This is a genomic window from Radiobacillus sp. PE A8.2 (assembly GCF_045635475.1).
In the GTDB taxonomy this organism is placed as follows: Bacteria; Bacillota; Bacilli; order Bacillales; family Amphibacillaceae; genus JBJGXI01.
The window spans coordinates 1-25,854 of sequence record NZ_JBJGXI010000009.1; the positions used below are offsets into that span (position 1 = coordinate 1).

At 39.0% G+C, this 25,854-nt stretch carries 20 protein-coding genes and 2 pseudogenes; 4 read left to right on the forward strand and 18 right to left on the reverse strand.

Going from position 1 to position 25,854, the window contains the following annotated elements; genetic code table 11:
• Positions 1 to 355, forward strand: a pseudogene (locus ACI6MV_RS06730) (IS4 family transposase); the annotation flags it as partial.
• A gap of 208 nt (positions 356 to 563) precedes the next feature.
• Here the strand turns inward: ACI6MV_RS06730 and deoC are convergent.
• From deoC to gpr, 13 genes are all read right to left on the reverse strand, one after another.
• On the reverse strand, positions 564 to 1,235 hold the full coding sequence (deoC, locus tag ACI6MV_RS06735) for a deoxyribose-phosphate aldolase (protein WP_407269488.1): 672 nt from the start codon (positions 1,233 to 1,235) through the stop codon (positions 564 to 566).
• A 794-nt stretch (positions 1,236 to 2,029) separates the two neighbouring features.
• Positions 2,030 to 3,382: a tRNA (N(6)-L-threonylcarbamoyladenosine(37)-C(2))-methylthiotransferase MtaB gene (mtaB, locus tag ACI6MV_RS06740; protein ID WP_407269489.1), complete on the reverse strand. Its 1,353-nt coding sequence runs from the start codon at positions 3,380 to 3,382 to the stop codon at positions 2,030 to 2,032.
• Positions 3,383 to 3,387: 5 nt separating this feature from the next.
• Positions 3,388 to 4,143, reverse strand: a complete 756-nt coding sequence (locus tag ACI6MV_RS06745) for a 16S rRNA (uracil(1498)-N(3))-methyltransferase (protein ID WP_407269490.1) — start codon at positions 4,141 to 4,143, stop codon at positions 3,388 to 3,390.
• A 17-nt stretch (positions 4,144 to 4,160) separates the two neighbouring features.
• Positions 4,161 to 5,099, reverse strand: coding sequence for a 50S ribosomal protein L11 methyltransferase (gene prmA / locus ACI6MV_RS06750; RefSeq protein WP_407269491.1), 939 nt, complete (start codon positions 5,097 to 5,099; stop codon positions 4,161 to 4,163).
• Between the two features lie 59 nt (positions 5,100 to 5,158).
• A complete protein-coding gene (gene dnaJ, locus ACI6MV_RS06755; RefSeq protein WP_407269492.1) occupies positions 5,159 to 6,286 on the reverse strand; it encodes a molecular chaperone DnaJ in 1,128 nt (375 codons plus the stop codon).
• A 349-nt stretch (positions 6,287 to 6,635) separates the two neighbouring features.
• Positions 6,636 to 8,471 carry a molecular chaperone DnaK gene (gene dnaK, locus ACI6MV_RS06760; RefSeq protein ID WP_407269493.1) on the reverse strand — a complete coding sequence of 612 codons (1,836 nt, stop codon included), beginning with the start codon at positions 8,469 to 8,471 and terminating at the stop codon, positions 6,636 to 6,638.
• Positions 8,472 to 8,502: 31 nt separating this feature from the next.
• Positions 8,503 to 9,081: a nucleotide exchange factor GrpE gene (gene grpE / locus ACI6MV_RS06765; protein ID WP_407269494.1), complete on the reverse strand. Its 579-nt coding sequence runs from the start codon at positions 9,079 to 9,081 to the stop codon at positions 8,503 to 8,505.
• Between the two features lie 276 nt (positions 9,082 to 9,357).
• Complete coding sequence (gene hrcA / locus ACI6MV_RS06770) at positions 9,358 to 10,380, reverse strand: heat-inducible transcriptional repressor HrcA (protein ID WP_407269611.1); 1,023 nt, start codon at positions 10,378 to 10,380, stop codon at positions 9,358 to 9,360.
• 81 nt (positions 10,381 to 10,461) lie between these two features.
• The gene (gene hemW / locus ACI6MV_RS06775; RefSeq protein ID WP_407269495.1) at positions 10,462 to 11,619 is read right to left on the reverse strand and encodes a radical SAM family heme chaperone HemW; all 1,158 of its coding nucleotides are present in this window, start codon (positions 11,617 to 11,619) and stop codon (positions 10,462 to 10,464) included.
• A 703-nt stretch (positions 11,620 to 12,322) separates the two neighbouring features.
• Positions 12,323 to 14,134, reverse strand: a complete 1,812-nt coding sequence (gene lepA, locus ACI6MV_RS06780) for a translation elongation factor 4 (protein WP_407269496.1) — start codon at positions 14,132 to 14,134, stop codon at positions 12,323 to 12,325.
• Between the two features lie 167 nt (positions 14,135 to 14,301).
• Complete coding sequence (locus ACI6MV_RS06785; RefSeq protein ID WP_407269497.1) at positions 14,302 to 14,649, reverse strand: DUF3679 domain-containing protein; 348 nt, start codon at positions 14,647 to 14,649, stop codon at positions 14,302 to 14,304.
• A gap of 14 nt (positions 14,650 to 14,663) precedes the next feature.
• Positions 14,664 to 15,854 (reverse strand): stage II sporulation protein P, encoded by a 1,191-nt coding sequence (spoIIP, locus tag ACI6MV_RS06790; protein WP_407269498.1) that lies wholly within the window; start codon positions 15,852 to 15,854, stop codon positions 14,664 to 14,666.
• 568 nt (positions 15,855 to 16,422) lie between these two features.
• Complete coding sequence (gpr, locus tag ACI6MV_RS06795) at positions 16,423 to 17,520, reverse strand: GPR endopeptidase (protein WP_407269499.1); 1,098 nt, start codon at positions 17,518 to 17,520, stop codon at positions 16,423 to 16,425.
• 165 nt (positions 17,521 to 17,685) lie between these two features.
• Here gpr and rpsT point away from each other — a divergent pair, with 165 nt between their 5' ends.
• The gene (gene rpsT / locus ACI6MV_RS06800) at positions 17,686 to 17,952 is read left to right on the forward strand and encodes a 30S ribosomal protein S20 (protein ID WP_407269500.1); all 267 of its coding nucleotides are present in this window, start codon (positions 17,686 to 17,688) and stop codon (positions 17,950 to 17,952) included.
• Between the two features lie 549 nt (positions 17,953 to 18,501).
• On the opposite strand, the gene holA is transcribed toward rpsT, so the two are convergent.
• The gene (gene holA / locus ACI6MV_RS06805) at positions 18,502 to 19,560 is read right to left on the reverse strand and encodes a DNA polymerase III subunit delta (protein WP_407269501.1); all 1,059 of its coding nucleotides are present in this window, start codon (positions 19,558 to 19,560) and stop codon (positions 18,502 to 18,504) included.
• 312 nt (positions 19,561 to 19,872) lie between these two features.
• Between holA and ACI6MV_RS06810 the strand changes: the two genes are divergently transcribed.
• Complete coding sequence (locus tag ACI6MV_RS06810; protein ID WP_407269502.1) at positions 19,873 to 20,007, forward strand: YqzM family protein; 135 nt, start codon at positions 19,873 to 19,875, stop codon at positions 20,005 to 20,007.
• A gap of 75 nt (positions 20,008 to 20,082) precedes the next feature.
• On the opposite strand, the gene ACI6MV_RS06815 is transcribed toward ACI6MV_RS06810, so the two are convergent.
• The 3 genes and pseudogenes from ACI6MV_RS06815 to ACI6MV_RS06825 all read right to left on the reverse strand — a co-directional run bounded on the left by ACI6MV_RS06815 (position 20,083) and on the right by ACI6MV_RS06825 (position 23,655).
• Entirely contained in the window at positions 20,083 to 22,365 is a 2,283-nt protein-coding gene (locus ACI6MV_RS06815) for a DNA internalization-related competence protein ComEC/Rec2 (RefSeq protein ID WP_407269503.1), read from the reverse strand.
• Between the two features lie 39 nt (positions 22,366 to 22,404).
• Positions 22,405 to 22,845: pseudogene (locus tag ACI6MV_RS06820) on the reverse strand (ComE operon protein 2); the annotation flags it as partial.
• Positions 22,846 to 23,049: 204 nt separating this feature from the next.
• Entirely contained in the window at positions 23,050 to 23,655 is a 606-nt protein-coding gene (locus ACI6MV_RS06825) for a helix-hairpin-helix domain-containing protein (protein WP_407269504.1), read from the reverse strand.
• A gap of 81 nt (positions 23,656 to 23,736) precedes the next feature.
• Here ACI6MV_RS06825 and comER point away from each other — a divergent pair, with 81 nt between their 5' ends.
• Entirely contained in the window at positions 23,737 to 24,561 is an 825-nt protein-coding gene (gene comER / locus ACI6MV_RS06830; RefSeq protein WP_407269505.1) for a late competence protein ComER, read from the forward strand.
• Between the two features lie 533 nt (positions 24,562 to 25,094).
• On the opposite strand, the gene ACI6MV_RS06835 is transcribed toward comER, so the two are convergent.
• The gene (locus tag ACI6MV_RS06835) at positions 25,095 to 25,853 is read right to left on the reverse strand and encodes a class I SAM-dependent DNA methyltransferase (RefSeq protein ID WP_407269506.1); all 759 of its coding nucleotides are present in this window, start codon (positions 25,851 to 25,853) and stop codon (positions 25,095 to 25,097) included.
• Position 25,854 lies beyond the last annotated feature (1 nt).

Below are 25,854 nucleotides of genomic sequence, written 5' to 3' on the forward strand. Positions count from 1 at the left end.
TGAATTGTTTTTCAAATGGGTAAAGCAACATTTGGTCTTGAAAAAGCTGTATGGTAAAAGCCAAAATGCTGTATTCAACCAGATTTACATTGCAATGATTGTCTTCTGCTTAACGCTTTTAATGAAGCATAAATTAGGATATAGAGGCACATTACTGGAAATGATGAACTGGATTGGTGACTGCTGGTCCAAGAAACTTGAAATCTTTATTTCAGAATTAATCAAGGAACCAGATCGATCATCCGATGGTCGCCGAAAACTCTCTCACCAACGTATCTTTGAAGAAACCTTAGCGCAATATGAAACAGGGCATGTTTCTCATTTGAATGATCTGACTTACGATCCAATCAATTAAATAACTGTAAAAAAATGGATGAAGGACTACTTTTAAAGCCCTATTGTCCTTTTTTCTTAAAAATGAAAAATATTATATCTGAAAATTCAGTAAAATATATTGAGCACGAAAACTTGATGTTTGACATAACTATTTATATTTTATGCAACGCTAGTGTAATTTCCTATGCAAATAAAAAACCGGGCAAATGCCCGGCATACATTACGATTTAATAATCAGATGTACCTTGTTTCCCAGATACGATTTCTACGCCTGCACTTGCTCCGATACGAGTTGCGCCAGCTGCTATCATGTCTTCGGTAGCTTGAAGATCACGGACACCACCAGAAGCCTTCACACCTAGGTCAGGTCCAACAGTCTCACGCATTAATTTTATATCTTCTATCGTAGCGCCACCACCAGAAAAACCAGTTGACGTTTTAACATAGTCTGTTCCTGCTTGCTTAGCAAGCTGACATGCTTTCACTTTTTCTTCCTGTGTTAATAATGATGTTTCGATGATTACTTTTGTTAGTGCCTTGCCTTTTGCAGCATCCGTTACGGCTTTAATATCTTTTTCCACCGTATCGTAATCATTTGATTTTAATGCACCAACATTAATAACCATATCAACCTCGGTCGCACCATTTTTGATTGCCTGCTCTGTTTCAAAAGCTTTCACTTCTGAAGTAGTTGCACCCAATGGAAAGCCAATAACTGTGCACACTTTAACGTCTGACCCCTTGAGGCGATCGGCACAATATGCAACCCAATATGGATTTACACAGACTGAAGCAAATCCATGCTCCATCGCTTCATCTACGATCTGGTCAATTTTTTCTTTCGTTGTATCTGGTTTTAATTGTGTATGGTCAATATATTTTGCTAAATGTTTTGCCATATGTATGTCGTTCCCTTCCGTTTGTTCTCGTACCCCATAATAGCATGTTTGCCTACTGCTTTTCCAGTTTGCTATAAATCAGACGCAAAATTTTTTTCTTAATACATGGTAGTAACATTTCCACACCTGTATTTCGCGTTGCTTAGCTGCGTTTGCGACGCAAAAATTCCTTGCACCCTCGGTTTCGTGTCGCTTAGCCACGTTTGCGACGCAAAAATTCCTCTCACTCTCGATTTCGCGTCGCTTTGCCGCCCTTACGACGCAAAAATTCCTCTTACGCTCGATTTCGCGTCGTTTAGCCACGTTTGCGACGCAAAAATTCCTCTCGCTCTCAATTTCGTGTCGCTTAGCCGCACTTGCGACGCAAAAATTCCTCTCACTCTCGATTTCGCGTCGCTTAGCCGCACTTGCGACGCAAAAATTCCTCTCGCTCTCAATTTCGTGTCGCTTTGCCGCACTTGCGACGCAAAAATTCCTCTCGCTCTCGATTTCGCGTCGCTTTGCCGCACTTGCGACGCAAAAATTCCTCTCGCTCTCAATTTCGTGTCGCTTTGCCGCCCTTGCGACGCAAAAATTCCTCTCACGCTCGATTTCGCGTCGTTTAGCCACGTTTGCGACGCAAAAATCCCTCTCGCTCTCAATTTCGTGTCGCTTAGCCGCGTTTGCGACGCAAAAATCCCTCTCGCTCTCGATTTCGCGTCGCTTTGCCGCACTTGCGACGCAAAAATCCCTCTCGCTCTCGATTTCGCGTCACAAAACTGCCCTTAGACCAAAAAACCCAGCATTCGCTGGGTTTAAGAGGACATACGCACAGTTTCGGTTTGATTCGGCTCTTCCATCACTCGAACAAACTGTGCTTCGTTATATGGGTATCCTGCTTTCGTAATTTTGACACGAACGATTTTTCCTACCATATCTTCGGTTGCGTCTAATTTTACTTTTAAATAATTATCCGTGTAACCAACATAGACATTTTCTTCTTTTTCAAAGCGTTCTTCAGGAATCACTTCCAGTACTTCGCCTTCAAAGGTTGATGCATATTCTTTTGCTTGTTGGTTTGAAAGTTCGATTAATTGGTGCACTCGATCATTTTTTATATCGTCTTCTACTTGGTCCTGCATGCGAGCTGCCGGTGTACCAGTTCGTCTAGAGAATGGAAACACATGTAATTCCGAGAATCCAATTTCTTGGATAAAACGGTACGTTTCCTCAAATTCCTCGTCTGTCTCACCTGGGAATCCGACAATTACATCTGATGTAATTGCTAGACGAGGCAACGCTTTTTTCACTTTGTCCACTTTTTCTTTATAAAAAGCAGAAGAATATTTTCTTCGCATACGCTCTAACACAGAATCGGAACCCGATTGAAGTGGGATATGCAAATGACGCACAATCTTATTCGATTGATCCAGTACTTCGATTACTTCATCAGTAATTTGACTCGCTTCAATTGAAGAAATACGAATCCTTTTTAAGCCATCGACTTTCGTTTCTAAATCGCGTAATAAACGAGCAAAATTATAATCTTTTAAATCTTCTCCGTAGCCTGCAGTGTGAATGCCTGTTAACACAATTTCTTTATACCCGGCATCAACAAGCTGTTGCGCTTGCTGCACAACATTCTCAGGATCTCTGGAACGCAATAAACCACGTGACCATGGAATAATACAAAACGTGCAGAAATTATTGCAACCTTCTTGGATTTTCAAAGAAGCCCGCGTCCGATCTGTAAACGCAGGTACATCCATTTCCTCAAACTCACGGTTTTTCATAATATTCTTCACACCGTTAATCGGTTGACGCGTAACTTTATGATCTTCAATGTACTCAATCATCTTGCCACGATCTTGTGTTCCGACAACAACATCGACACCAGGTATTTCCATAATCTCACCTGGAGACGTTTGTGCATAACAACCAGTAACGCAAACAACTGCTTCTGGATTATTACGGACGGCACGACGTATCACTTGACGACTCTTTTTGTCACCTGTGTTCGTCACCGTGCACGTATTAATTACATAAACATCTGAGCCATGATCAAAATCTACTCGCTCATAGCCAGCATTCTTAAACTTCTGCCAGATACCTTCTGTTTCGTAATGGTTTACTTTACAACCTAATGTATGAAAAGCGACAGTAGGCATATTCGTCACCTCAATTCTTCAAAATGATACGAAATACTAGATAATAAATAAAGCGATGCAGTCTCTGTCCGAAGTATTCTAGGACCAAGACGCACGGATAGAAAACCAGCGTTTGTTAGTGCTTCAACCTCTTCCGCGTCAAAACCACCCTCAGGTCCAATACAAGCAAGCATCGACTGATTAAGACTAATGTCACCTAGTATATCACTCAGCTTACGGGCGTGCGCTGAACGAGCTTCTTCTTCGTAGGCAATTATTTTATAATCATATGCATCAGCCTGCTCTAGTAAAGCAGGAAATGAACTTATCGATTTTACTTCTGGAATAAGTGTGCGGTGTGACTGCTCACTAGCTTCTTTCACTATTCTTTCGTAGCGATCTAGCTTTTTAGCAGCTTTCTTTTCGTCCCATTTAACAATCGAACGTTTTGCTTGAAATGGCAAAAAAGCCGATGCGCCAAGCTCGGTCCCCTTTTGTAAAATATACTCTAATTTATCTCCTTTGGGAAGACCTTGAGCAATGGTTACATGAACTGGTAATTCAACCTGTTCATGTAACCATTGCTGCACGGTCACTGTAACTTGCTCATTTTCTGTATCTATTATGTTACAGCGTGCAGCTTTTCCGTCTGGATGATTGCAAATTAGTGTATCACCTGTCTCCATGCGCATTACACGAAGGATATGGTGTACATCACTGCCTGAAATAATAACTTTCGAATCGTCCTGCCAACCTGTCTGTGGAACAAAATAACGTTGCACCGAAAGCACCTGCTCCTTTACTTTTTCCTTGCGATAATCGAGATCCAGTCTTCCATTTGATTGACTTCCAAAATTTCAAATCCAGCTGAAATAAGTCCATCTTTTACTTGATCTTTTTTTGCTTTAATAATCCCAGAAGTAATAAACAATCCCCCAGGTTTTAAACAGCGAAACGCGTCCTTTTCAAAGCGCAGAATAATCTCCGCTAAAATATTCGAAACAATCAGATCAGCTTCAAAATCAACATTGTTGAGTAAATTATTTTGTTTCGATTGAATCTTACTATCGACCTTATTGATCTTTGCGTTTATGGTCGTTGTTTTGACAGCCACGTCATCTAAGTCATATGCAAAGACCTGTTCTGCTCCTAATAAAATCGAAGCAATACTTAACACACCAGAACCAGATCCTACATCAATAACCATATCACCTTTGGATACGAACCGTTCTAGAGCTTGGATGCTTAGCACCGTTGTAGGGTGTGTACCAGTACCAAAAGCCATACCAGGGTCAAGTTCTAAAATAATTTCATCACTTGAAACAGGCGTATAATCTTCCCAAGTTGGCGTAATTGTAAATTTCTCCGATATCTTCACAGGTTTATAGTACTTTTTCCAAGCAGTTGCCCACTCTTCTTCATTTACTTCACTTAGTGTAATTTGATTACTACCTAAATCGATATCATATAACAAGAGATTGTTAACAGCCTGCTTGATTTCGTCTACTGTTTCTCCCAAGAAACTGTTCATCGCAAGATACGCCTTTACATAAACACCTTCTTCAGGATAGTCCTCCGGATTTAATTCATAGATTTCACCGAATACAGACTCTCGTTCCTGAATTAGATCACTCGGATCCTCAATTACGACACCACTTGCTCCTGCTTCGTGTAAAATGTTTGAAATTGGCTCAATCGCCTCATTGGTGGTATGGATACAAATTTCAGACCACTTCAAAAGATCAACTCATTTCATTGGATTTTAAAGTTTACCATATAGAGATGAACAGGCTATTGCTATTCCCCTTTAAAAGCGCGTTTCACTTTTTGGAAAAAAGAGTCTTCATGTTCATTGGTAGGTTTATTACCGCTAATATCATTAAATTCGCGTAACAGATCTTTTTGACGATCAGTTAAATTAGAAGGCGTTACTACTCTAATCTTCACATGTTGATCTCCATGACCGTAACCCCGGACATTTGGTGCTCCTTTACCTTTGAGACGGAACGTTTTTCCTGTTTGCGTACCTGCTGGAATTTTTAACTTTACTCTTCCATGTACAGTTGGAATTTCAACTTCATCGCCTAAAGAAGCTTGTGTGAAGGTAAGCGGCATTTCACAATAGATATGGTCGCCATCACGTTGATAAAATTCATGTGGTCGAATTTGAATTACCACATACAAATCCCCCGCAGGGCCTCCGTTTGCCCCTGGCTCACCTTGCCCAGATACACGGATTTGTTGACCTTCATCAATACCCGCTGGAATTTGAATGTGAATTTTTTTGCGTTTTTTCACAGCACCTGCTCCACCACACGTGTTACATTTGTCTTCGATGATTTTTCCTGAACCTTGACAATGATGACATACACGTCTATTTACAACACGTCCAAATGGTGTATTTTGTTCAACATTCAACTGTCCAGAACCATTACAGTGGGAACACGTCTTCGGTTTTGTACCCGGCTTTGCACCAGAACCGTCACACGTATCACATTCTTCTTCTTTCGGTATTTCAATATCCGTTTCTTTACCAAAAATAGCTTCCTCAAAATCCATTGTCATCGTGTACTGCAGGTCAGCACCTTGTCTAGGTGCATTCGGATCTCTGCGTCTTCCTCCACCACCGAAGAACATATCAAAGATATCGCCAAAGCCACCAAAATCTTCTGCTCCACCACCAAAACCGCCGAAGCCTTGACTTTGTGGACCTGCATGACCGAATTGATCATATTGCGCACGTTTTTGTTCGTTACTTAACACTTCATATGCTTCTTTGACTTCTTTAAATTTATCAGCAGCATCTGCTTCTTTATTAACATCTGGATGAAACTTTCGTGCCAATTTTCGATACGACTTTTTAATTTCGTCTTTTGATGACTCTTTGGATACACCAAGAACATCATAATAATCCCGTTTACTCACTTGTCGATCACTCCCCGACTCTTGTTTTGCACAGACATAAATTTTATCATAACATTGAATCCGTTTTTTTAGCAACTAAGCCTATCTCATGATTACCTTGCATCGCTATTGCATCCCGATATACGGATTACTCCAACTATGTAGAGATGAAAATGGCTAAAATAAGTATTATGAACGTGCTAAATTCTTCTTCTACTGCCATAAAGCAGGCAAGTAGAGAAAAAAGTCAAAGTCAAGAGGATCCTGACTTTGACTTTTGATGTTAAAGCTACATATAAATTTGCATCTTACAACAAAGTAATACCAGACCTATCGATAGGCTGTATACACTTGTCATGGTAGTTGCATATTATTTCTTATCGTTGTCGTCTACCTCTTCATAGTCGGCGTCTACTACATCATCGCCTTCTTGATTAGCACCTTCAGCTCCACCTTGCGCTGCTTGTGCTTCTGCTGCTGCTTGCTCATAAAGCTTTACAGAAAGTGCTTGAACTTGCTCTTCAAGTGCTTCTTTCTTCGCTTTAATTTCATCAATGTCACCAGCTTCTATTGCTTTTTGAAGTTCTTCTTTCGCAGCTTCTGCTTTTTGCTTTTCTTCATCAGAAACCTTGTCACCAAGATCTTTCAACGTCTTATCTGTTGTAAAAATCATTTGATCCGCTTCATTACGAAGGTCGATTTCTTCACGACGCTTTTTATCTTCTTCAGCATTTTCTTCGGCGTCTCTTACCATTTTTTCTACTTCTTCGTCAGATAGACCAGAAGAAGATTTAATTGTAATCGACTGCTCTTTGTTTGTACCTAAATCTTTCGCACGTACGTTTACGATACCGTTAGCATCGATATCAAATGATACTTCAATTTGAGGTACTCCACGTGGTGCTGGTGGGATATCCGTTAATTGGAAACGTCCCATCGTTTTATTATCAGCTGCCATCTCACGCTCACCTTGCAGGACGTGGATATCAACGGCAGTTTGATTATCTGCAGCTGTAGAGAACACTTGTGAATGACTTGTTGGTATTGTCGTATTACGTTCAATTAATTTAGTCGTTACGCTACCCATTGTTTCAATACCAAGTGATAACGGTGTAACATCAAGAAGTACAACGTCTTTCACGTCACCTTGTAACACACCAGCTTGGATTGCTGCACCAAGTGCAACCACTTCATCAGGGTTAACACCTTTAGAAGGATCTTTACCAATTTCTTTTTTAATCGCTTCTTGAACAGCTGGTATACGCGTAGAACCACCAACAAGAATTACTTTATCAATTTCACTTGGAGACATGCTAGCATCTTTAAGAGCAGTACGAGTAGGACCCATAGTGCGTTCAACAAGATCACTAGATAATTCATCAAACTTCGCACGAGTTAAGTTCATTTCTAAGTGTAATGGACCAGCTTCTCCTGCTGTAATAAATGGTAGAGAGATTTGCGTTTGTGTTACTCCTGAAAGATCTTTTTTAGCTTTTTCAGCAGCATCTTTTAAACGCTGTAATGCCATTTTGTCTTTAGATAAATCAATACCATTTTCTTTTTTAAATTCAGCAACCATATGATCAATGATAACATGGTCAAAATCGTCACCACCAAGGCGGTTATCCCCAGCTGTAGCAACAACTTCAAACGTACCATCACCAATATCTAAGATGGATACATCAAATGTACCGCCACCTAGGTCATAAACAAGAATTGTTTGATCGACGTTTTCTTTATCAATACCATAAGCAAGAGCAGCAGCTGTTGGTTCGTTAATAATACGTTCAACTTCTAAACCAGCAATTTTACCAGCGTCTTTTGTCGCTTGGCGTTCCGCATCATTGAAATAAGCAGGAACTGTAATAACTGCTTTATCCACTGGTTCACCTAGATAATCCTCTGCATATGATTTGATGTACTGAAGAATAATTGCTGAAATTTCTTGTGGTGTATATTCTTTGCCATCAACTTCTACTTTATAATCTGTCCCCATATGTCGTTTGATCGATTGAATTGTATTTGGGTTAGTGATCGCTTGACGCTTCGCTACCTCCCCAACTTGTCGCTCCCCATTTTTAAATGCAACCACAGAAGGAGTCGTACGGTTACCCTCTGGATTAGGAATAACTTTTGATTCTCCACCTTCCATTACAGCTACACATGAGTTTGTTGTACCTAAATCAATACCTATAATTTTACCCATGACTTCGTTTCCTCCTTATTTACTATGTATTCTATCCGTTTACTTTTACCATTGCCGGACGAATAACCCGGTCTTTTAATTGGTACCCTTTTTGCAATTCCTCAACAACTACATTAGAATCATAGCCTTCTTCTTCCACCATCATGACAGCTTGGTGTAGATGAGGATCAAACGTTTCACCTTCAGTTTTTATTTCCTCCACACCTTCTTTTGTTAAGGCATCGGAAAATTGACGATAAACCATGTTTATCCCTTCAATGAAACCATTTAAACTATCTTCTTTAACTTCTACACTTAATGCTCTTTCGAAGTTATCTAACACAGGCAGTAGCTCGGTAATTAAGCTCTGTGACTTATATTTACGATCCGCCTCTTTTTCTCGTTGCGTTCGTTTGCGGAAATTATCGTATTCTGCTTGTATTCTTAACAATCGTTGATAGATTTCATCTTTTTCTTGTTGTAATAGTTCTAACTCTGTTGGTTCGCTTGTAATTTCTTCATCATCTTGTTCAACTTCATCTACAAGCTCTTGTTCAGGCTCTTCTACGATATCTTGAGCTTGATCATTTTCTGCTGCTTCTGTTTTGTGTAGATTTTCTTTTTCCTCCACGATTGTCACCTCCTCAAAATTCCTTCAAACCATTGTAGAGTCTATCATGAAATTAAAAGGAAATAAATCAATTTGATTTATTTTCTTTTACAGTTTAATCAATTTCACTTTGCTGTTTTTTAGACATTCACATCCCATAAAGTTGAATTAAACTATTCCAAACTATATGTGGAACAAATAGATATAGTTAATTATGAAATTGACTGCGTTCTGTTCTGTTTCCTACTAGACAAAATAAAGAATTTTACATTGTCAATTATTTCCGAAAAAACACAATTAATACCACGAATGGAAGGTATTCGTTAATTGCTTTGAAATTACATTTAAGAGTGATATCACACGTGAGTATTCCATTCTAGTTGGCCCAAGTAAAGCAATAGTACCCATTTGCCTAGTACCTAGGCTGTAGGTTGCTGTTATGATGCTACAATCATGCATTGCATCCAATTTGTTTTCCTGCCCAATTGATACATGTATGCCATGTTTATAAGAACGTAAAAGATGTGCCATCTCCTCTTCATGCTCCATCATCGCATACAAAGAGCGAACCTTCTCGATATCTTTAAATTCAGGTTGCATTAAAATATTGGTTTTACCTCCAACATATAACTTAACCGGTTGTTCCTCGAATAAGGCTGCCCTGAGATAATGATACGCCGTATCAAAATCTTCAGTATAGGTAGTTAACAAATCAGCAATTTCCGTGTACAGTTTCTCGTGAAGTTGGACAATAGGCACATTGACGAGTCGTTCATTTAATATATTTACGACTTTTTCTAAATCGCTGGCATTTATTTGAGCAGGTACAGTGAAAGAACGATGTTCCACATGACCAGTATTCGTAACTAAAATTGCAACTGCAGTAGTATCAGTTAAGTTGATAATCTGAATCTGTCTTAATTTAGTTTCAAATACTTCTGGTCCTAAAATGATAGAAGTATAATTCGTTAAATCAGACAATACCTTTGCCGATTTTTGAACGACTCGCTCAAACTCGACCATTTCTTTTTCGAATGTGCCTTTAATAATACTTAACTCATTATTAGAAAGGTCAAATGGTGATAACAAATGATCGACATAAAAACGATATCCCTGTTCAGATGGAACCCTACCTGATGAAGAATGGGTTTTTTCAATCAAGCCCAATTCTTCTAGGTCAGCCATCTCATTACGAATCGTTGCAGAACTAAAGGATACATGTTCTTTTTTTGAGATTGCACGAGATCCTATCGGTTGTGCAGTCTCAATAAACTCATCAATAATTACTTGTAAAACGAGCAATTGCCTACTAGATAACACCATCGATAATCACCCCTGTTAGCACTCTTATCTATCGAGTGCTAAATCTACTAATTAAATTATCAAAACCAATTAAAAATGTCAATCCGTTAGCTTCAACTCTTCGTCATCTAATAAAAATTCTTGAAAGACCGAATTTCCAAATAACGATCCCTCTTCTGTCAGTTTAATTCTGTCAGTAGTTTCCTCTAGCCACCCTTTTTGAGTCAAGAAAGTAATTGCTTCTCCGTAAATATTTTCCATCTCAAGACCGAATTTTTGTTGAAATGTCGTTTTTGAAACGCCCTGTAATTTACGTAATCCTAAGAACATCTCTTCTTCCATCTGTTCTTTTTTACCAATTTCTTCGATATGAAGGACAGGACGGCCATCTTTCATTGCTTGTTTCACATAAGCTGGAAAAGGTCGTAGGTTTACAATCCGCTTACCTGGCAGGTAGCCATGTGCACCTGCACCAAATCCAAAATAATAGTCATTATTCCAGTACGTTAGATTGTGTTTGCTTTCAAACCCTGGAACAGCGAAATTGCTAATCTCATATTGTTGTTTCCCATGTTTGTTCATTTGCTCTCTGAGAAGCTCAAACATTGCTGCTTCCTCTTCTTCTTGCGGCTTGTGTAGTTGCCCCATTTTATAACGTTGATAAAAAACAGTCTTTGGTTCGATTTGCAAAGAATAGGCCGAATAATGTGGCAAATCGAACTGTAACGCTTCTTTCAGGGTTCGTTCAAAATGTGACAAGGTTTGTTTAGGCAAAGCATAGATTAAATCAATACTAATGTTAGTTAAGCCATGTTGGACAAGTGCATCTACGTTTTTATAAACATCTTCAATCCGGTGGAGCCTGCCTAATTCCTCCAACATCTGATTATCAAACACTTGTACACCCATAGAGATTCGTGAAACTCCATAATCCTTTAGTAGCTTTATTTTTGTTTCATCCAAATCTCCTGGGTTTGCCTCAAAACAATATTCTTCACAGCTACTAACATCAAAATAAGTGTCAATAATCTCGAGCAATTGTTTCAGTTGTTGATTATTTATTGCAGTTGGTGTTCCTCCACCTACAAAAATAGTTTTCACCTTTTGCTTTGGGTGATCAATATAAGATGCTATTTCGTTTTCTAGTGCTTCCATATACTCATCTGCCATTTCTTCACGATAAAAAAACTTGGTAAAGTCGCAGTAGTGACAAATTTGCTGACAGAAGGGAATATGAATGTATACCGATGAAACCATTGCATTCACACTTTCTATTTTGGGTTGTTGTTGTTTATGACTGATATTAGCTAAACTCCGTCGTAGTAATTAGTGGTGTGCTACAACGTCGCTGTGGAAAAATACGCCCTTTCCGCGGGGAACGCTTCAGCCTCCTCCCTCGCAAAGAGCGCTCACTGCGGGGTCTTCAGACTGTTCCTTTCCCGCTGGAGTGGCGTATTTTTCCACAGCTTAGGGTACTGTTACACCCTTTATGAAGCGTAGTCCCTACACTTTGACTCCTGCGGGACTAGCGGCGTAAGTGAGACCCCACAGCGCGATAGTAGGCCACTGAAAAAGTCCGATAAATTTTGAAAAGAGTGAATACCAAAAAAATCCATCCCCACTTTCCGCCTAAAAATCAGAAGTAAATCGAACTGGTTTCTCCACTTTTCTATAGAAAAGTAGCAAGATTTTGGGATAGTGTTTTTGAAAAAACTTCATTTTTAACAGACAAAGACTTTTTCAGTGGCCTCGCGCGATAGCGCGAGGAGGCTCACTAGCCCCCCGCGGAAAGCAAAGTGTAGGGACGGAGCGGTGCACATCTAAGATCGTGAGCACCTAAGTACTACTTCGGATTTCACTTCAATTCCGAACATTGAAGAATAACAATGTTATATGAACGAAACCCTTGTCAATAGGACAGAGACAAGGGTTTGAATAGTTCACTATGTGTATTGCTTAATCATTCATCATCCATTTGTAAGACGGCCATAAATGCTTCCTGTGGCACTTCCACAGAACCAACCATTTTCATCCGCTTCTTACCTTCTTTTTGTTTTTCAAGTAACTTCCTTTTTCGCGAAATGTCACCACCGTAACATTTGGAAAGCACATTTTTACGCATTGCTTTTATCGTTGAACGTGCAACTATTTTATTTCCTATAGCTGCTTGTATAGGTACTTCAAATTGCTGTCTAGGAATTAAAGCCTTTAGTTTCTCAACAATCTGCTTTCCACGCTCAAAAGAAAAGTCTCTGTGCACAATAAATGACAATGCATCAATCGTCTCACCGTTTAACAAAATATCCATCTTCACTAATTTAGATGTCTTATAGCCAATTAACTCATAATCAAACGAGGCATAACCCTTCGTTTGTGATTTTAACTGATCAAAGAAATCATAAACAATTTCCGATAAAGGAATTTCATAAACGACGTTGACGCGGTTTTCATCTAAATATTTCATGTCGATAAAATCACCACGCTTTTTCTGTGATAATTCCATAACAGGTCCAACAAAATCGTTAGGAACCATGATTGTTGCCTTTACATAAGGTTCACGAACTTCTTCGATCTTTTGCGGATCAGGCATAAATGACGGATTATCGATCGATAGCTCTTCCTGATCGGTCAAGAGAACCTGATATATTACACTTGGCGCAGTTGTAATTAGATCGATTTGAAATTCTCTTTCAATGCGTTCTTGTACGATTTCCATATGTAACAAACCTAAAAATCCACAACGAAAGCCAAAACCAAGCGCTTGCGATGTTTCTGCCTCATACTGTAACGATGAATCATTTAGCTCTAATCGTTCCAATGCTTCTCTCAAGTCATTGTATTTATTAGCATCTACAGGATATAGGCCGCAAAATACCATTGGATTTAGACGTCGGTACCCGGGAAGTGCTTCTTTAGCAGGATTTTTAGACATGGTAATTGTATCCCCAACACGGGTATCTCCTACGTTTTTGATCGATGCTGTTAAATAACCAACATCACCAACTGTCAACTCATCTTGTGGTAATGGTTTTGGATTGAATACACCAATTTCGTTTACTTCAAATTCTTTTCCAGTGGCCATCATCTTTATTTTATCGCCGACTTTAACTGAACCCTCTTTGATACACACATAGGCAACGACACCACGATATGAATCGTAAAGTGAATCAAATATTAATGCCTTTAATGGTGCATCTGGATCACCAGAAGGTGGTGGAATTCTTTCAACAATACTTTCTAATATTTCCTCAATTCCAATACCAGATTTTGCACTAGCAAGAATTGCTTCATCGCCATCAATTCCTATAACGTCCGTAATCTCTTCTTTCACTCGTTCCGGATCAGCGCTTGGCAAATCAATTTTATTTATAACAGGGATAATTTCTAAATCGTTATCTAGTGCCAAGTATACATTCGCCAACGTTTGCGCTTCTATACCTTGAGCAGCATCAACAACTAAAATTGCCCCTTCACAAGCAGCTAAGCTCCTGGAAACTTCATAAGTAAAATCGACATGTCCCGGGGTGTCGATGAGGTGAAAAATGAACTCTTCCCCATTTTCACGTTGATACTTTAATTGTACAGCGTTTAATTTTATTGTAATTCCTCGTTCACGTTCCAAATCCATCGCATCCAAAAACTGAGCCTTCATTTCACGTGATGTGAGGGCTTTCGTTTTTTCCAATATGCGATCGGCGAGCGTAGACTTTCCGTGGTCAATATGTGCAATAATAGAAAAATTACGCACTTTGCTCTGATCTCTTTTACTCAATGATGATCACTCCCAATTCTGAGCAACAATTACTAGGATTGATTATAGCAGTCAAAGCCCCTATATTCAATAAAAACCGCATTACAAAAAATAGACAACCCCCTTCAAGCAGGATAAGAGGGGGTTGTTATACGTTTATATACGAACCGTAATTCTTTTTTTGTCGTTTAGAAAAATGCTTGTACGAACTGATATGCTCCTTCAATTACGCCATTATAAAACCATTTCACACCAGTTTCTAGTCCTCCAGCAACCTTTTGGGTGAGATGACCGGTTTGGACTGTCTCATATGTTTCTTGTTTCTTTTCTAAGTTAAGCTGTTCAAAATCCTGTCCCATCACTTCAATTTGATAGGCTCCGTTTTCCTCCACACTTGAATTAACAACATCCTCCGCATCAGCTTTTTCATATCCTCGTGTTTCCACCATTCCTTGATTGGCCTGCGTGATCCCGAAAAGAACACCACCTAAAAAGAGCACAAGCATAATTAACATTGATATCGTTACCCTTATCATCTTTATCACCTCTCTTAATTGCCTTGGACTTTTTCCGCATCCCAATAGTAAGAACTAAACACATCTGCCAATGCATCTGCTGACCGATACAATTCATCTAAGTTGTTACCAACACCGCCAACTTCAACTAGCAGCGCATTACTTGAAACGTCTTGGTTATATACACCATTTTTTCCCGGTCCACCATAAGTTTCAACACCCCTGCTTAAGCCTGGGTATTTTTTTTCTAGTAACTCATGTAGCTTTGTTGCAAGCTGTAAGTTTTGTTCATAGTTTGGGTTTTCTGTACCAATAACAAACATCGTTCTCGCAAATACTTGTCCATTTATCGTTTTCGTTGTAACATCTCTGCCCATAGAGTCGCGATGTAGGTCAAACACATAAGCTATGTCTTTATTGTTTGCAAGGGCAGCTTCGACTACTGGCTTTGATGCTTGATACGACTGCGATGAGTAATTCCACTCTCGTTCACGAAGAATCGCGCCAATATCCGTATCATCCACCTGTGTTCCAATTCCTTTTTCTTCTAAAGTTTTGGCTAATCGATCACTTACATTGGTAATATTAACCTCTGAATCAAAGGCTTCATCAGGTATTGTCCCTTCTGGGAAATATGGTAAAAATGATTCGCGGTTATGCGTATTATATACAAATACAACCTGTCGCTCTCCTGTGGTTTGCTGTACATCCTCATCAGGATTCTCTTCCTCTTGGTCGCTAGGTTGTTCCTCTGCCGGCGGTTCATCAGGTACAGTTACGTCTCTGTCTTCCAAAACTACATCTAGAGGCGGTGTGGACTCCATCGTTAGATTCGTATAGTCCGTCCCTTCACCAGCAACCAATATTTCACGATCATATGCATCAAAACCAGGTAATTCTCTACCTAACAAACTTCTTGGATCATTCGGTTTTAAACTGGTTGCCATTTCAAATGCAAGATTCGATAATGTTATCGTTTCCTTGTCAGCAGGATATGCCTGTTCAAACAACCTGTTTTCCATAGTAATTAAATATAAGAACGATGCTCCATCTATTTTGCTCGTCCAGTTTGTTATTGTAGAAGAAGAAAGTCGATAAGCAGGTTGAATCGTTGTTATCACACCAATGACAAAGAATAAAGCTGTTATTCCCGCTACTAGAATAGTTAATTTTTTTGACAAGGGCTTAATATATTTTAATATAGACATTAATGGTCGCTTGTTCATCGTCCCATCCTTTCCGAATCTGTCTATTAACTCTAGTAGAGTCTATGACGGTTATTCAGAAAGTAGAACGAACGATTTGTAAAACTTATTTCAATTCAATTTTATATAAAGCTGTTCTCTAAAAGATTGTTGTTTAAGACTAATAATAGCTAATATGCGTCGTAGTGCAAAGGTGCTCACTGATCCTACATGTGCACCGCTCCGTCCCTACACTTTGCTTTCCGCGGGGGGCTAGTGAGCCTCCTCGCGCCTTCGCACTCCGGGGTCTCACTTACGCCGCTAGTCCCGCAGGAGTCAAAGTATAGGGACTACGCTTCATTAAAGGTGTTTAACAGAAAACCACCCTAAGCTGTGGAAAAATACGCCACTCCAGCGGGAAAGGAACAGTCTGAAGACCCCGCAGAGAGCGCTCTTTGCGATCGAGGAGGAGTAGAGCGTTCCCCGCGGAAAGGGCGTATTTTTCCGCAGCGCCCGATTAGCAATCACTACTACGACGCATTTTACTTCAACTATGAAGTTTAATAAAATAGAGCCTTATATAAACAAACTATTAATTACAATAGAATTACTATCTCGTATAGTTACCAAAATTGTCTAAGTTGACGTTTTCATGTAAAGCCGCATTTAGACCAGATGCAATAACATGCACCATATCCTTCATGTAGCCATCTACTTCTTTTGGAGTAACCATGAGGTTGTGTCCTAACGGTGTTAATACTTCTTTAATTAAAGAACGTTTTTCTTCTTCCGACAATTCTCCAATCATTCCAAGAAAAGCCTTTCTTTTTTCTGGTGACGGCAAATCTTCTTCGGTATATTTTTTCGTACCAAAGCTCATACCTGCTGGCGCAAGTGATTTTGACGGACGATCTTTTTCATTCCATTCCCTGCCAAAGTGCTTTAACATAAAATCTATCGTATCACTAGTGATCGTTACAGCATCAACAACTGTCGGTACACCTAGAGCAATAACAGGAATACCTAATGTATCTTTACTAATTTCTTTTCTTTTATTACCCACCCCTGAGCCTGGGTGAATACCAGAGTCAGATAATTGAATCGTTGCATTAACACGTTCGACTGATCTTGATGCTAACGCATCGACCGCAATTACAAAATCTGGTTTTGTTTTCTCTATAATTCCATAAATAATATCACTTGTTTCTATACCAGTAATACCCATTACCCCTGGAGTCAGAGCTGATACAGCACGATAGCCGTCTGCCACATATTGGGGTTGTAGCTTAAATAAATGGTTCGTAACTAGGATTTTTTCAGCTGTCATTGGACCTAACGCATCAGGAGTCACATTCCAATTTCCAAGGCCAACGACTAAGCACTTTGCATCCTTTGGTAAATTGCAATCCTTTAAAAGTTGTACTAATTCCTTAGCAAGCACTTTAGCTGTTTGCTCTTGTAGCTTCGTGTCTTGCTTTTTAACGCTCTCGGAGTGGATCGTAACATATGTGCCAGCTTTCTTACCTATTGCTTCAGCACCTGTTTCATCGATTTTCACATAGGTGACCCCTACCTCACCATCTTTTTTTTCCGTTACTTTTACACCAGTTATTTCTTGTTTTGCTGGCTTTTCTTGCTCGACATACATATCTTTTGCTTCTACAGCAAGATCCGTACGTACTTGATATTGTTCTAATTCCTCTGACATAACTAAAGACCTCCCTTTTTCTATTAGGATTGCCTGGTAAAGAGGAAATCATACGAGAATATGTGATGCAATAAACAGATTACTATTGAAAACATCCTCACGCTTTGGTAAAATGTCTCTTGTTCAAACTTTATGTTTGATGTTCGATATGGAGGTGAAAAAATAATGGCTAACATTAAATCTGCAATTAAACGCGTTCGTACTAATAACGATCACCGCGCTAGAAATATTTCAGTTAAAACGGATATGCGTTCTCAAATCAAACGTGTGGAAACATTAGTTGAAGCTAGTGATGTAGAAAAAGCTAAAACAGCATTAGTCTCTGCAGTTCAAAAGATTGATAAAGCTGTACAAAAAGGGCTTATCCACAAAAACAAAGGTAACCGTCAAAAGGCTCGCCTTACGAAAAAAGTTAACGAACTAAGCGCATAATCGCAAATATGACCAACAAGAGACGATCCTAGCCAAGGGTCGTTTTTATTTTGACCAAAAGCGCACAGAGTTCTATAGAAAAGACTTTTTTAACAAACTGTTGTTATTACGCAAAATAGCTAATATGCGTCGTAACTTGGAGAGTGCTTGCACCGCTCCGGAAATCCACTTCGCTTTCCGCGGGGGGCTAGTGAGCCTCCTCGAACTCATGTTTTCGGGGTCTCACTTACGCCGTTTCTTAAGGACTACAGGCTAAACCCGTCCTTGTCGGACAACGCCTGCATGACCCTTGCCGGGCCTCAGGAGTCGAAGTGGATTTCCTACGCTGCTAACGGGATTGCTCTTTGCGTCGGGTGATTGGAGCTCCGGGCAGTCGACTCCTGTGGGACAGCGCGAGCTGAAGATCCACTCAGAAGCGCATTTTTACTTCTGAGTTAGCTGAAGCCGTGCCCGCGGAAAGCGACTGCCCGGAGCGGAAAGCACGAGTACTACGACGGATTTGATTTCAATTCCGTATCTTTTTTCAAAAAAAAGCAGGAATAAAAGCTTTTACACTTTTAATCCCTGCTCCGTGACATTACTATTTTTAATTTGAATTAAATGATAAAGCAAAAGCTCAAAGGCCAAATTTTTATCCATTCTACCTTGTTTAATAGACGCATCTGTTTCGGTAAACATAACGATTACTTGCTTTAATTCCTCTAATGTAAAACTCGCTTCTCGCGTTTGCGACATTTTCACAACATATGGATGTACCTTCAACTGTTGCGCCATCTGCTGTTGCGTATAGCCTTTTTGTTTCAATAATTTAACATGTAATATTGTACGAAATTGTGAAGCTAATAATGCAACTAATGCAATCGGATCCTCTTTTAACTTTTCGAGATCTTTATAAATGCGAATAGCTTTATGTAAGTCCCTATTAATTACAGCATCTACTAGCTTTAATCCCGAAGTACTACTATTATGTGACAGTAACTCTTCAGCTACCTCCATAGAAATCGTACCCTGTTCACCAACAAAAAGTGCCAACTTCTCCATTTCTTTTTGCAATAGCATTAAATCTGATCCTACTTCTTGAATCATATAATCAACAACTGTTTTTTCAATATTTATCTGTTGCTCATCCGCCATCGTATTAATCCACTTGGCTAATTCCCATTCCTTTATCGGTTCACAAGCAACTGCAACACCTTGTTTTTTAAATAGCTTATTTATTTTTTTCCGTTCGTCCAGTTTTTCATACGGCGCAATAAAGATCAAAATCGAATAATCAACCGGATGCTCCAAATATGTTTGAAGGACATCTAACTGGTGATCGACACTTACACTGTCAGCCCTTGCTTTCAGGAAACTCGGGTTTTGGGCAATAATTACTTTGCGTTCACCAAAAAAAGGATAGGTTTCAGCGTCCGCAATTACTTCCTGCACAGCTGTCTCTTCTAAATCATAAATAGAAACATTTGTGTCATTATCTTCTGCGGACAAGCTAGATGATAAAATTTGTTGTTTTAATTCTTGTATGAGAAATGTTTCTGTGCCATAAAATAAGTATATGGGTGAAAATTTCTTTTGTTTTATCGCTTTTAGTGCATCAAAGTATAACAATCAGAATCACTCCATTTTCGGTATATGTTTATGGTAAAATGAATGATACCGAAACGCAAGTGCTTTTATATGTATTTGGAGAAGCAGCTTTGCTGCTCCTCCCTTCAATCTATATCAACACTTACCAAGTAGCCCCAGGATACTACCGATAAGCGATATTTTTAACTTACCTATAGATTGACCTAAACCCCAAATTATATGGGTGTTAACTCTTGCTAACTAAGGTAACTGTAATTCCATGTAGTAAATTTTATTTCTCTGGATTTTTCCAAAATAATCCCGTATACTAGGCATAGAATTAGGAGGGGTATTATGAACGAATTTGAAAAGGACGTGCAATCTAGAAATAATGACATACTTGATTCAGGCAAGGGATTTGTATATTCCTTTGGCTTCTTCATGATTATTTTCTTCATTGGCGTTGTCATTGATGTAATCGGATCTTAAGTATCGCTTACGTATAAAAGAGACTGTTGTGCATGGACAGTCTCTTTTTGTTTTGTACCTTATCTCTACAACATACTATGGCAAATATGAGAAAAACGTTCCATATTTCTGATTAAATTGAAATACAATTGCTCCTTGTTCATCTGTACGTAGCATTACAACTTCATTTTTCGTTAATAAATCAACTATTTCCTGATGAGGATGTCCGTAACGGTTGGTTTGTCCGGCCGATATGAGTGCTATTTTAGGATCCATTTTTTTTAGAAACTGCTCAGATGTAGAGCTATTACTACCATGGTGAGCTACTTTTAGCACATCGATTTGTAATCTTGGATAAGTTGCCACTATCGATTTCTCTTCATCTACACCGATATCCCCTGTAAATAACCACCTTTTCCCGCCAAACAAACTGTATAACACTAATGAATTTGCATTTGTTTCCCCTTTATCATCGGACGGACTAAGTGCTGAAAATTGCTGGTCGCCGATCGTGAATGTGTCATTCGCCTGTATCTCATGGATAAGTATATTCGTCTCAGCTATAGCGGTTTGCAATTCAACTGTAGTTTGAAAATAAGGAGTAACAAACATCTGCGCGACATCGAAATCTCGTATGATGCTCGCTGCACTTCCAATATGATCGTGATCTGCGTGTGACAAAACTACAGCATCCACATGATTAATTCCTCGATAATATAAGTAAGGCTTGATTATTTGATCAAATAACTTGGTAGAAGAGGTCTCAAAATCAGCCTCCATACTTCCTGCTGCATCAATAAACAAAACACCTTTTCGGTAAGGCAATTCAATGATGATCGAATCTCCTTGACCAATATCAAGCATAGTCACTCTACCACTTGGGTCAAACAATGGTTTCATGGCAAGAAAAATCAATAACAAGATAGAAATGCAAGCATATCTAAAAGCGTGCCATAACCGTTTGTCCATTAAATGCGCAAGAAATAATATCACGCTAGCATAATAGGGAATCATTAATTTTAAAGGGAATTTACCTAATACCCAAGGATGAAAAGCAGCTAGATCAAACATCGTGAGCCCGTCTATAAATGCGATATGAACAGAAGTGAACAGCATATCAATTATACCTGCCAAATCCGGGACAATAAGTGAAAGCACACAACAAATAACCATAACAGGAATAACTATAAGTGAAAAATATGGGACAACGAGGACATTAACCACAATAGATAAAGGATTAATGAAATAGAAATGGTACAACTGTAATGGTGTTATGATAAGTTGACTAATAAAACTAATCGCGAATCCAATATAAATTTTCGATAGGGAAAGCTGGAATATCTGTCTTGAAAGCAATAAAGAAAAGGTAATCAGGAATGAAAATTGAAACCCAAGCTGATAGATCTGATAAGGGTCTAAGATTATTAACACAAGAAAAATAATACTAAGAACATCTGTAATACTTATCCTTATATTTTTCTGAAGCAACAACATTCCTAATGTGGTCATTAGTGCAGCACGCCATACGGAAGGCGCACCTCCTGCCAAAACTGCGTATACTGGTAATGCAAAAATTAGGATTAATCGTGCTTTTTCTTTTGTCAGCACATTACATTTCACTAGCAAAAAGTATATGATGGCAACAAGTAGACCGACATGAAGCCCAGAGATTGCTAAAAGATGCGATAAACTCCATCGTTGAAATAATTCAATTGTTTCTTCACTCAGATGACTATCATCACCTAACAATAAAGCATATAGCCAACTTACTGTAAAGTCGGAAAGTGCTTGATCAGTCTTTCTCATCAAGCCATAACGCAGTTCATCAATGTTGTGAAGCAAAGCACTACCAGTACATTCCATGTCACTTATTTCGTCTACAATTACTTGATAAGGAATCTCTTTTTGAAGTAGGAAATTTCGATAATCAAATTGTCCGGGGTTTCTGCTTTCTGGAGGGAGTTCGATCGTGCCATCAACGGCGCACGTTCCGCCTCGTTTCATTGGCAAATTAGTATAATCATAATTATCTGTTACCTGCTTAAAATAAATCACCATTACTTTCGACTGATTTTCTACTTCCATTACAAACTCTATTTTGCTGTCTGTATTGCTAACAGCTGACTGGATTACACCTTGGAAAGAAGTCTGATTGGAAATTTTGGTATCGGACTTTGGTGGGTGATCCTGATAGAGGACCAGAAATACAATAAAGCATATAAAACAAACAAGAAGCTGCCACTTGTTTAATCGCTGTTTTTGATAAAGCCATACCAACCATGCCAAAACGATGATGAAACCAAGGAATACTTGATAGAATAAAGATGCCCATATCGCAATACAGGCAGAAAACGCTACTGTGTGCCAGTACCCCTTCATTTGTTCACCTCGATATAGATTTAATTATTGGGCATTTATATCAATTGCAATTTGTGTTAACGGAACCTTTTCAACGTGAATATTCGCATCTTTAAACAAGTTGATGGCATATGGATGGTTCTTATAATCTGATGCATAGTAAACGGCAGAAATACCACTTTGAATAATCGATTTACTACACTGCAAGCACGGGAAATGTGTCACATAAATTTCGGCATTTTCTGTTGGCACTCCAAATTTTGCACACTGTAATAATGCATTGATTTCTGCATGAATCGTACGCACGCAATGTCCATCAATCACATAGCAGCCTTCGTCAATACAATGCACACCTCCTGTAACACTTCCATTATATCCACCCGCTATGATTCGTTTATCACGCGTTATTGTCGCACCTACTGTTAAACGCTCACATGTGCTACGTAGTGATAACAATTGGCTTTGTGCCATAAAATACTGATCCCAAGAAATACGTTCCATCATTCTACCCCTTTCACCTTCATCTGCTAAAAGTTTACCCTTGCCGAAATATTTCGTCAATAAGAAAAGCACAGAGCGCCGCCCGAGAAACGTAGCGACTGGAGCGAATCAATGATGACATATAATAAGGCGATTCGTGAAGTCGCCTAGTTTCTGGCGTTCGGAGCTAGACACATGCACAAATTTCTTATTTTGTAAGAAAAACTATGGTATTTGAATATCTTGTCTTATTTTTTCTAATGTTTTTTCACCAATACCAGTTACTTGTAATAAATCATCCACTTTTTCGTAAGGTCCATTTTCTTCTCTGTAAGTAATAATTGCAGTAGCTTTTACCTCTCCAATTCCATTCAGTTCTGCAATTTCTTTTACGGAAGCAACATTTACCCTAACTTTTGTTGACTGCTGCGTTTGAAAATCAACAATTTCTATGCCCTCTCCTTTTTTGGGGACAAAGATCACCATTTCATCGACTACTTTTTGTGCCAAATTGACCGCTTCTGTTGCCGCACCCTCTGTAAAGCCACCTGCGAGTTCGATTATATCCTTTATACGAGCATCCTCATCTGGAATAATAAACACTCCTGGATGTACCACCTCCCCCTTTATATCGACATATTTGTTACTGTCAGGGGTCTCCATCTCCTCTTGTTCAAGTTCTATCTCAACTGGGGCATTTGTATCAGCCTCAGCGCCCATCTCGATTGGATGATTAGCTGACGGTTGACTATGGAAACTATCCTGAATAAGGTAAACGCCAATCCCTACAATAATCACGATAAAAATCCAATATTTTCTTAACCAATTCATGTATTCTTGCACATCCTTTCATAAGATTACGTTTGAGAACATAGAATGTAGGTGTGAATAAGTGTAAAGGAGGGAAGCTTTATGAAGTGGGGAATAATCGGTACTGGTAACATGGGAGAAATTCTAATTGATGCTTGGATGTCTGCGAAGGTAATTAACCAGGATGAATTGTACGTAACAAACCGAACCATTAATAAAGCATATAAGATACAAGAAAAGTATCCTAATATTCATGTGTGTGAAGATGTCAATCAAGTAGCAGCTGCAGCCGACATCATTTATATATGTGTAAAACCATTGGAGATTCATTCGTTACTGATTGATCTCTATGGTTTGTTAACTGAGGACCAATGTATTGTTTCAATTACAAGTCCATATTCAATTGAAAGGTTAGAATCCCTTGTCCCTTGTCAAGTTGCAAGAATGATCCCTAGTATTACGAATAGAGCGCTCGCAGGAATTACGTTAGTATCATTTGGTGATCAAATTTCTAACTTGATGAAAAGTTATTTGTTACAAAGTTGGAGATTGTATTCAACACCTACGATCATTTCTGAGAACGTGACACGGATGTCTTCTGATATTGTTTCATGTGGCCCAGCCTTTTTTGGGTATTTAGCGCAAGCTTTCATTAATGCGGCAGAAAAAGAGACGAAAATCACGAAGGAACTAGCAGCTAAGTTAACAGAGGAAATGTTTATTGGATTTGGTAAGCTTTTAGACGATGGACATTATACACTTCCGCAGTTAATCGAAAAAGTATGCGTTAAGGGTGGTGTAACTGGAGAAGGAATTAAAGTTTTAGAAGCAGAGATTGGAGAGATGTTTAACCATTTAATTCAAAAAACACATGCAAAATATGAAGAAGACATCGAAAAAATAAGTCATCAAACACTTCAAGAATAGCTCCTCTCTTCATAAGATTATATTATTCGACATAAAGATTCAAAATCCTTTTTATAATTAGAATGTTTTTTAAAAAATTTAGTTATTGCGTAAATATCCTAAACTCCGTCGTAACGTAGTGCTCGTGATTTCCGCTCCAGGCAGTCGCTTTCCGCTAGTTTAAAGCGTTTTTCTTTAAACGGGCACGACTTCAGCTAACTCAGAAGCATAGTGCGCTTCTCTAGTGGATCTTCAGCTCGCGCTGTCCCGCTGGAGTCGACTGCCTGGAGCTCCAATCACCCAACATGAAATTGCTTGTCGTTTTTTAAAACCTATATTAGCGTAAGAAATACACTTTGACTCCTGCGGGAATAGTGGCGTAAGTGAGACCCCCAGCGCGAATGCGCGAGGAGGCTCACTAGCCCCCCGCGGAAAGCAAAGTGTATTTCTGAAGCGGGTGGAAGCACCATCCAACAGTTTACGACGGATTTTACTTCAATTATGATTTTTTGAATAAAAAGCTCAAAAACCAAAGAAAAATCGAGGTAGTTAATTTAACTACCTCGATTTTTTTGACAAACAAAAAAAAGACGTTCTGATTTTTCAGTTACACTATCTGGATATGTAGAAAAATCGGCATAAACATCACGTACTGTAAAGCCTGCTTTCTTTAGCATTCCACGATACGCCTCTTCGTTAAAGGTACGCTGCTGATGTGTTTCATCAAATCGTTCATATTTACCTTCGGCATCTTGCACAAAAAAGGTTAAATCATGCTCTACCTCTCCTTGCCGTTGTCCAGCGTGACAAACCCAAACGTAACTAACATCATCATAAATTTCAGCAAATGTTTGATCCTTCATATCATTTTCTATGTGAGTTAAGGAATGGACGTCAAAAATGAACAACCCTTCATCAGCTAACATATCATACACACGTTGAAACACACTGTCGAGTTCATTTTCTTCCGTTATGTAATTCATTACATCACAAAAGCTAACAACCACATCACAATCCGAAAAACCAACTAACTCACGAATATCCTGGTTGATCCATTGAATTGATAATTGCTGCTTATCTGATTCACTTTTCGCTTGTGTTAGCATCGCTTCAGAATAATCAACCCCGACTATTTCATATCCACTTGCAGCTAAGCGCCGAGTAATTTGACCTGTTCCACACCCTAAATCAACGATGTTGCGCACTTCTTTTTTATACTTTTCTAGCATCACTTCTGTAAATTCAACCCATGCATCATATGGGGCATCTTCCATAAGCAAATCATAAACAAACGCCATTTTGTCATAAGACATA

Bases quoted from the DNA above. Each gene is read 5' to 3' on its own strand.
- gpr (WP_407269499.1), bottom strand. From the start codon at position 17,520: ATGTCAGAGGAATTAGAACAATATCAAGTACGTACGGATCTTGCTGTA.
- comER (WP_407269505.1), top strand. From the start codon at position 23,737: ATGAAGTGGGGAATAATCGGTACTGGTAACATGGGAGAAATTCTAATT.
- ACI6MV_RS06835 (WP_407269506.1), bottom strand. From the start codon at position 25,853: ATGTCTTATGACAAAATGGCGTTTGTTTATGATTTGCTTATGGAAGAT.
- deoC (WP_407269488.1), bottom strand. From the start codon at position 1,235: ATGGCAAAACATTTAGCAAAATATATTGACCATACACAATTAAAACCA.
- ACI6MV_RS06815 (WP_407269503.1), bottom strand. From the start codon at position 22,365: ATGAAGGGGTACTGGCACACAGTAGCGTTTTCTGCCTGTATTGCGATA.
- dnaK (WP_407269493.1), bottom strand. From the start codon at position 8,471: ATGGGTAAAATTATAGGTATTGATTTAGGTACAACAAACTCATGTGTA.
- spoIIP (WP_407269498.1), bottom strand. From the start codon at position 15,854: ATGAACAAGCGACCATTAATGTCTATATTAAAATATATTAAGCCCTTG.
- ACI6MV_RS06810 (WP_407269502.1), top strand. From the start codon at position 19,873: ATGAACGAATTTGAAAAGGACGTGCAATCTAGAAATAATGACATACTT.
- mtaB (WP_407269489.1), bottom strand. From the start codon at position 3,382: ATGCCTACTGTCGCTTTTCATACATTAGGTTGTAAAGTAAACCATTAC.
- rpsT (WP_407269500.1), top strand. From the start codon at position 17,686: ATGGCTAACATTAAATCTGCAATTAAACGCGTTCGTACTAATAACGAT.
- hemW (WP_407269495.1), bottom strand. From the start codon at position 11,619: ATGGTTTCATCGGTATACATTCATATTCCCTTCTGTCAGCAAATTTGT.
- ACI6MV_RS06825 (WP_407269504.1), bottom strand. From the start codon at position 23,655: ATGAATTGGTTAAGAAAATATTGGATTTTTATCGTGATTATTGTAGGG.
- ACI6MV_RS06785 (WP_407269497.1), bottom strand. From the start codon at position 14,649: ATGATAAGGGTAACGATATCAATGTTAATTATGCTTGTGCTCTTTTTA.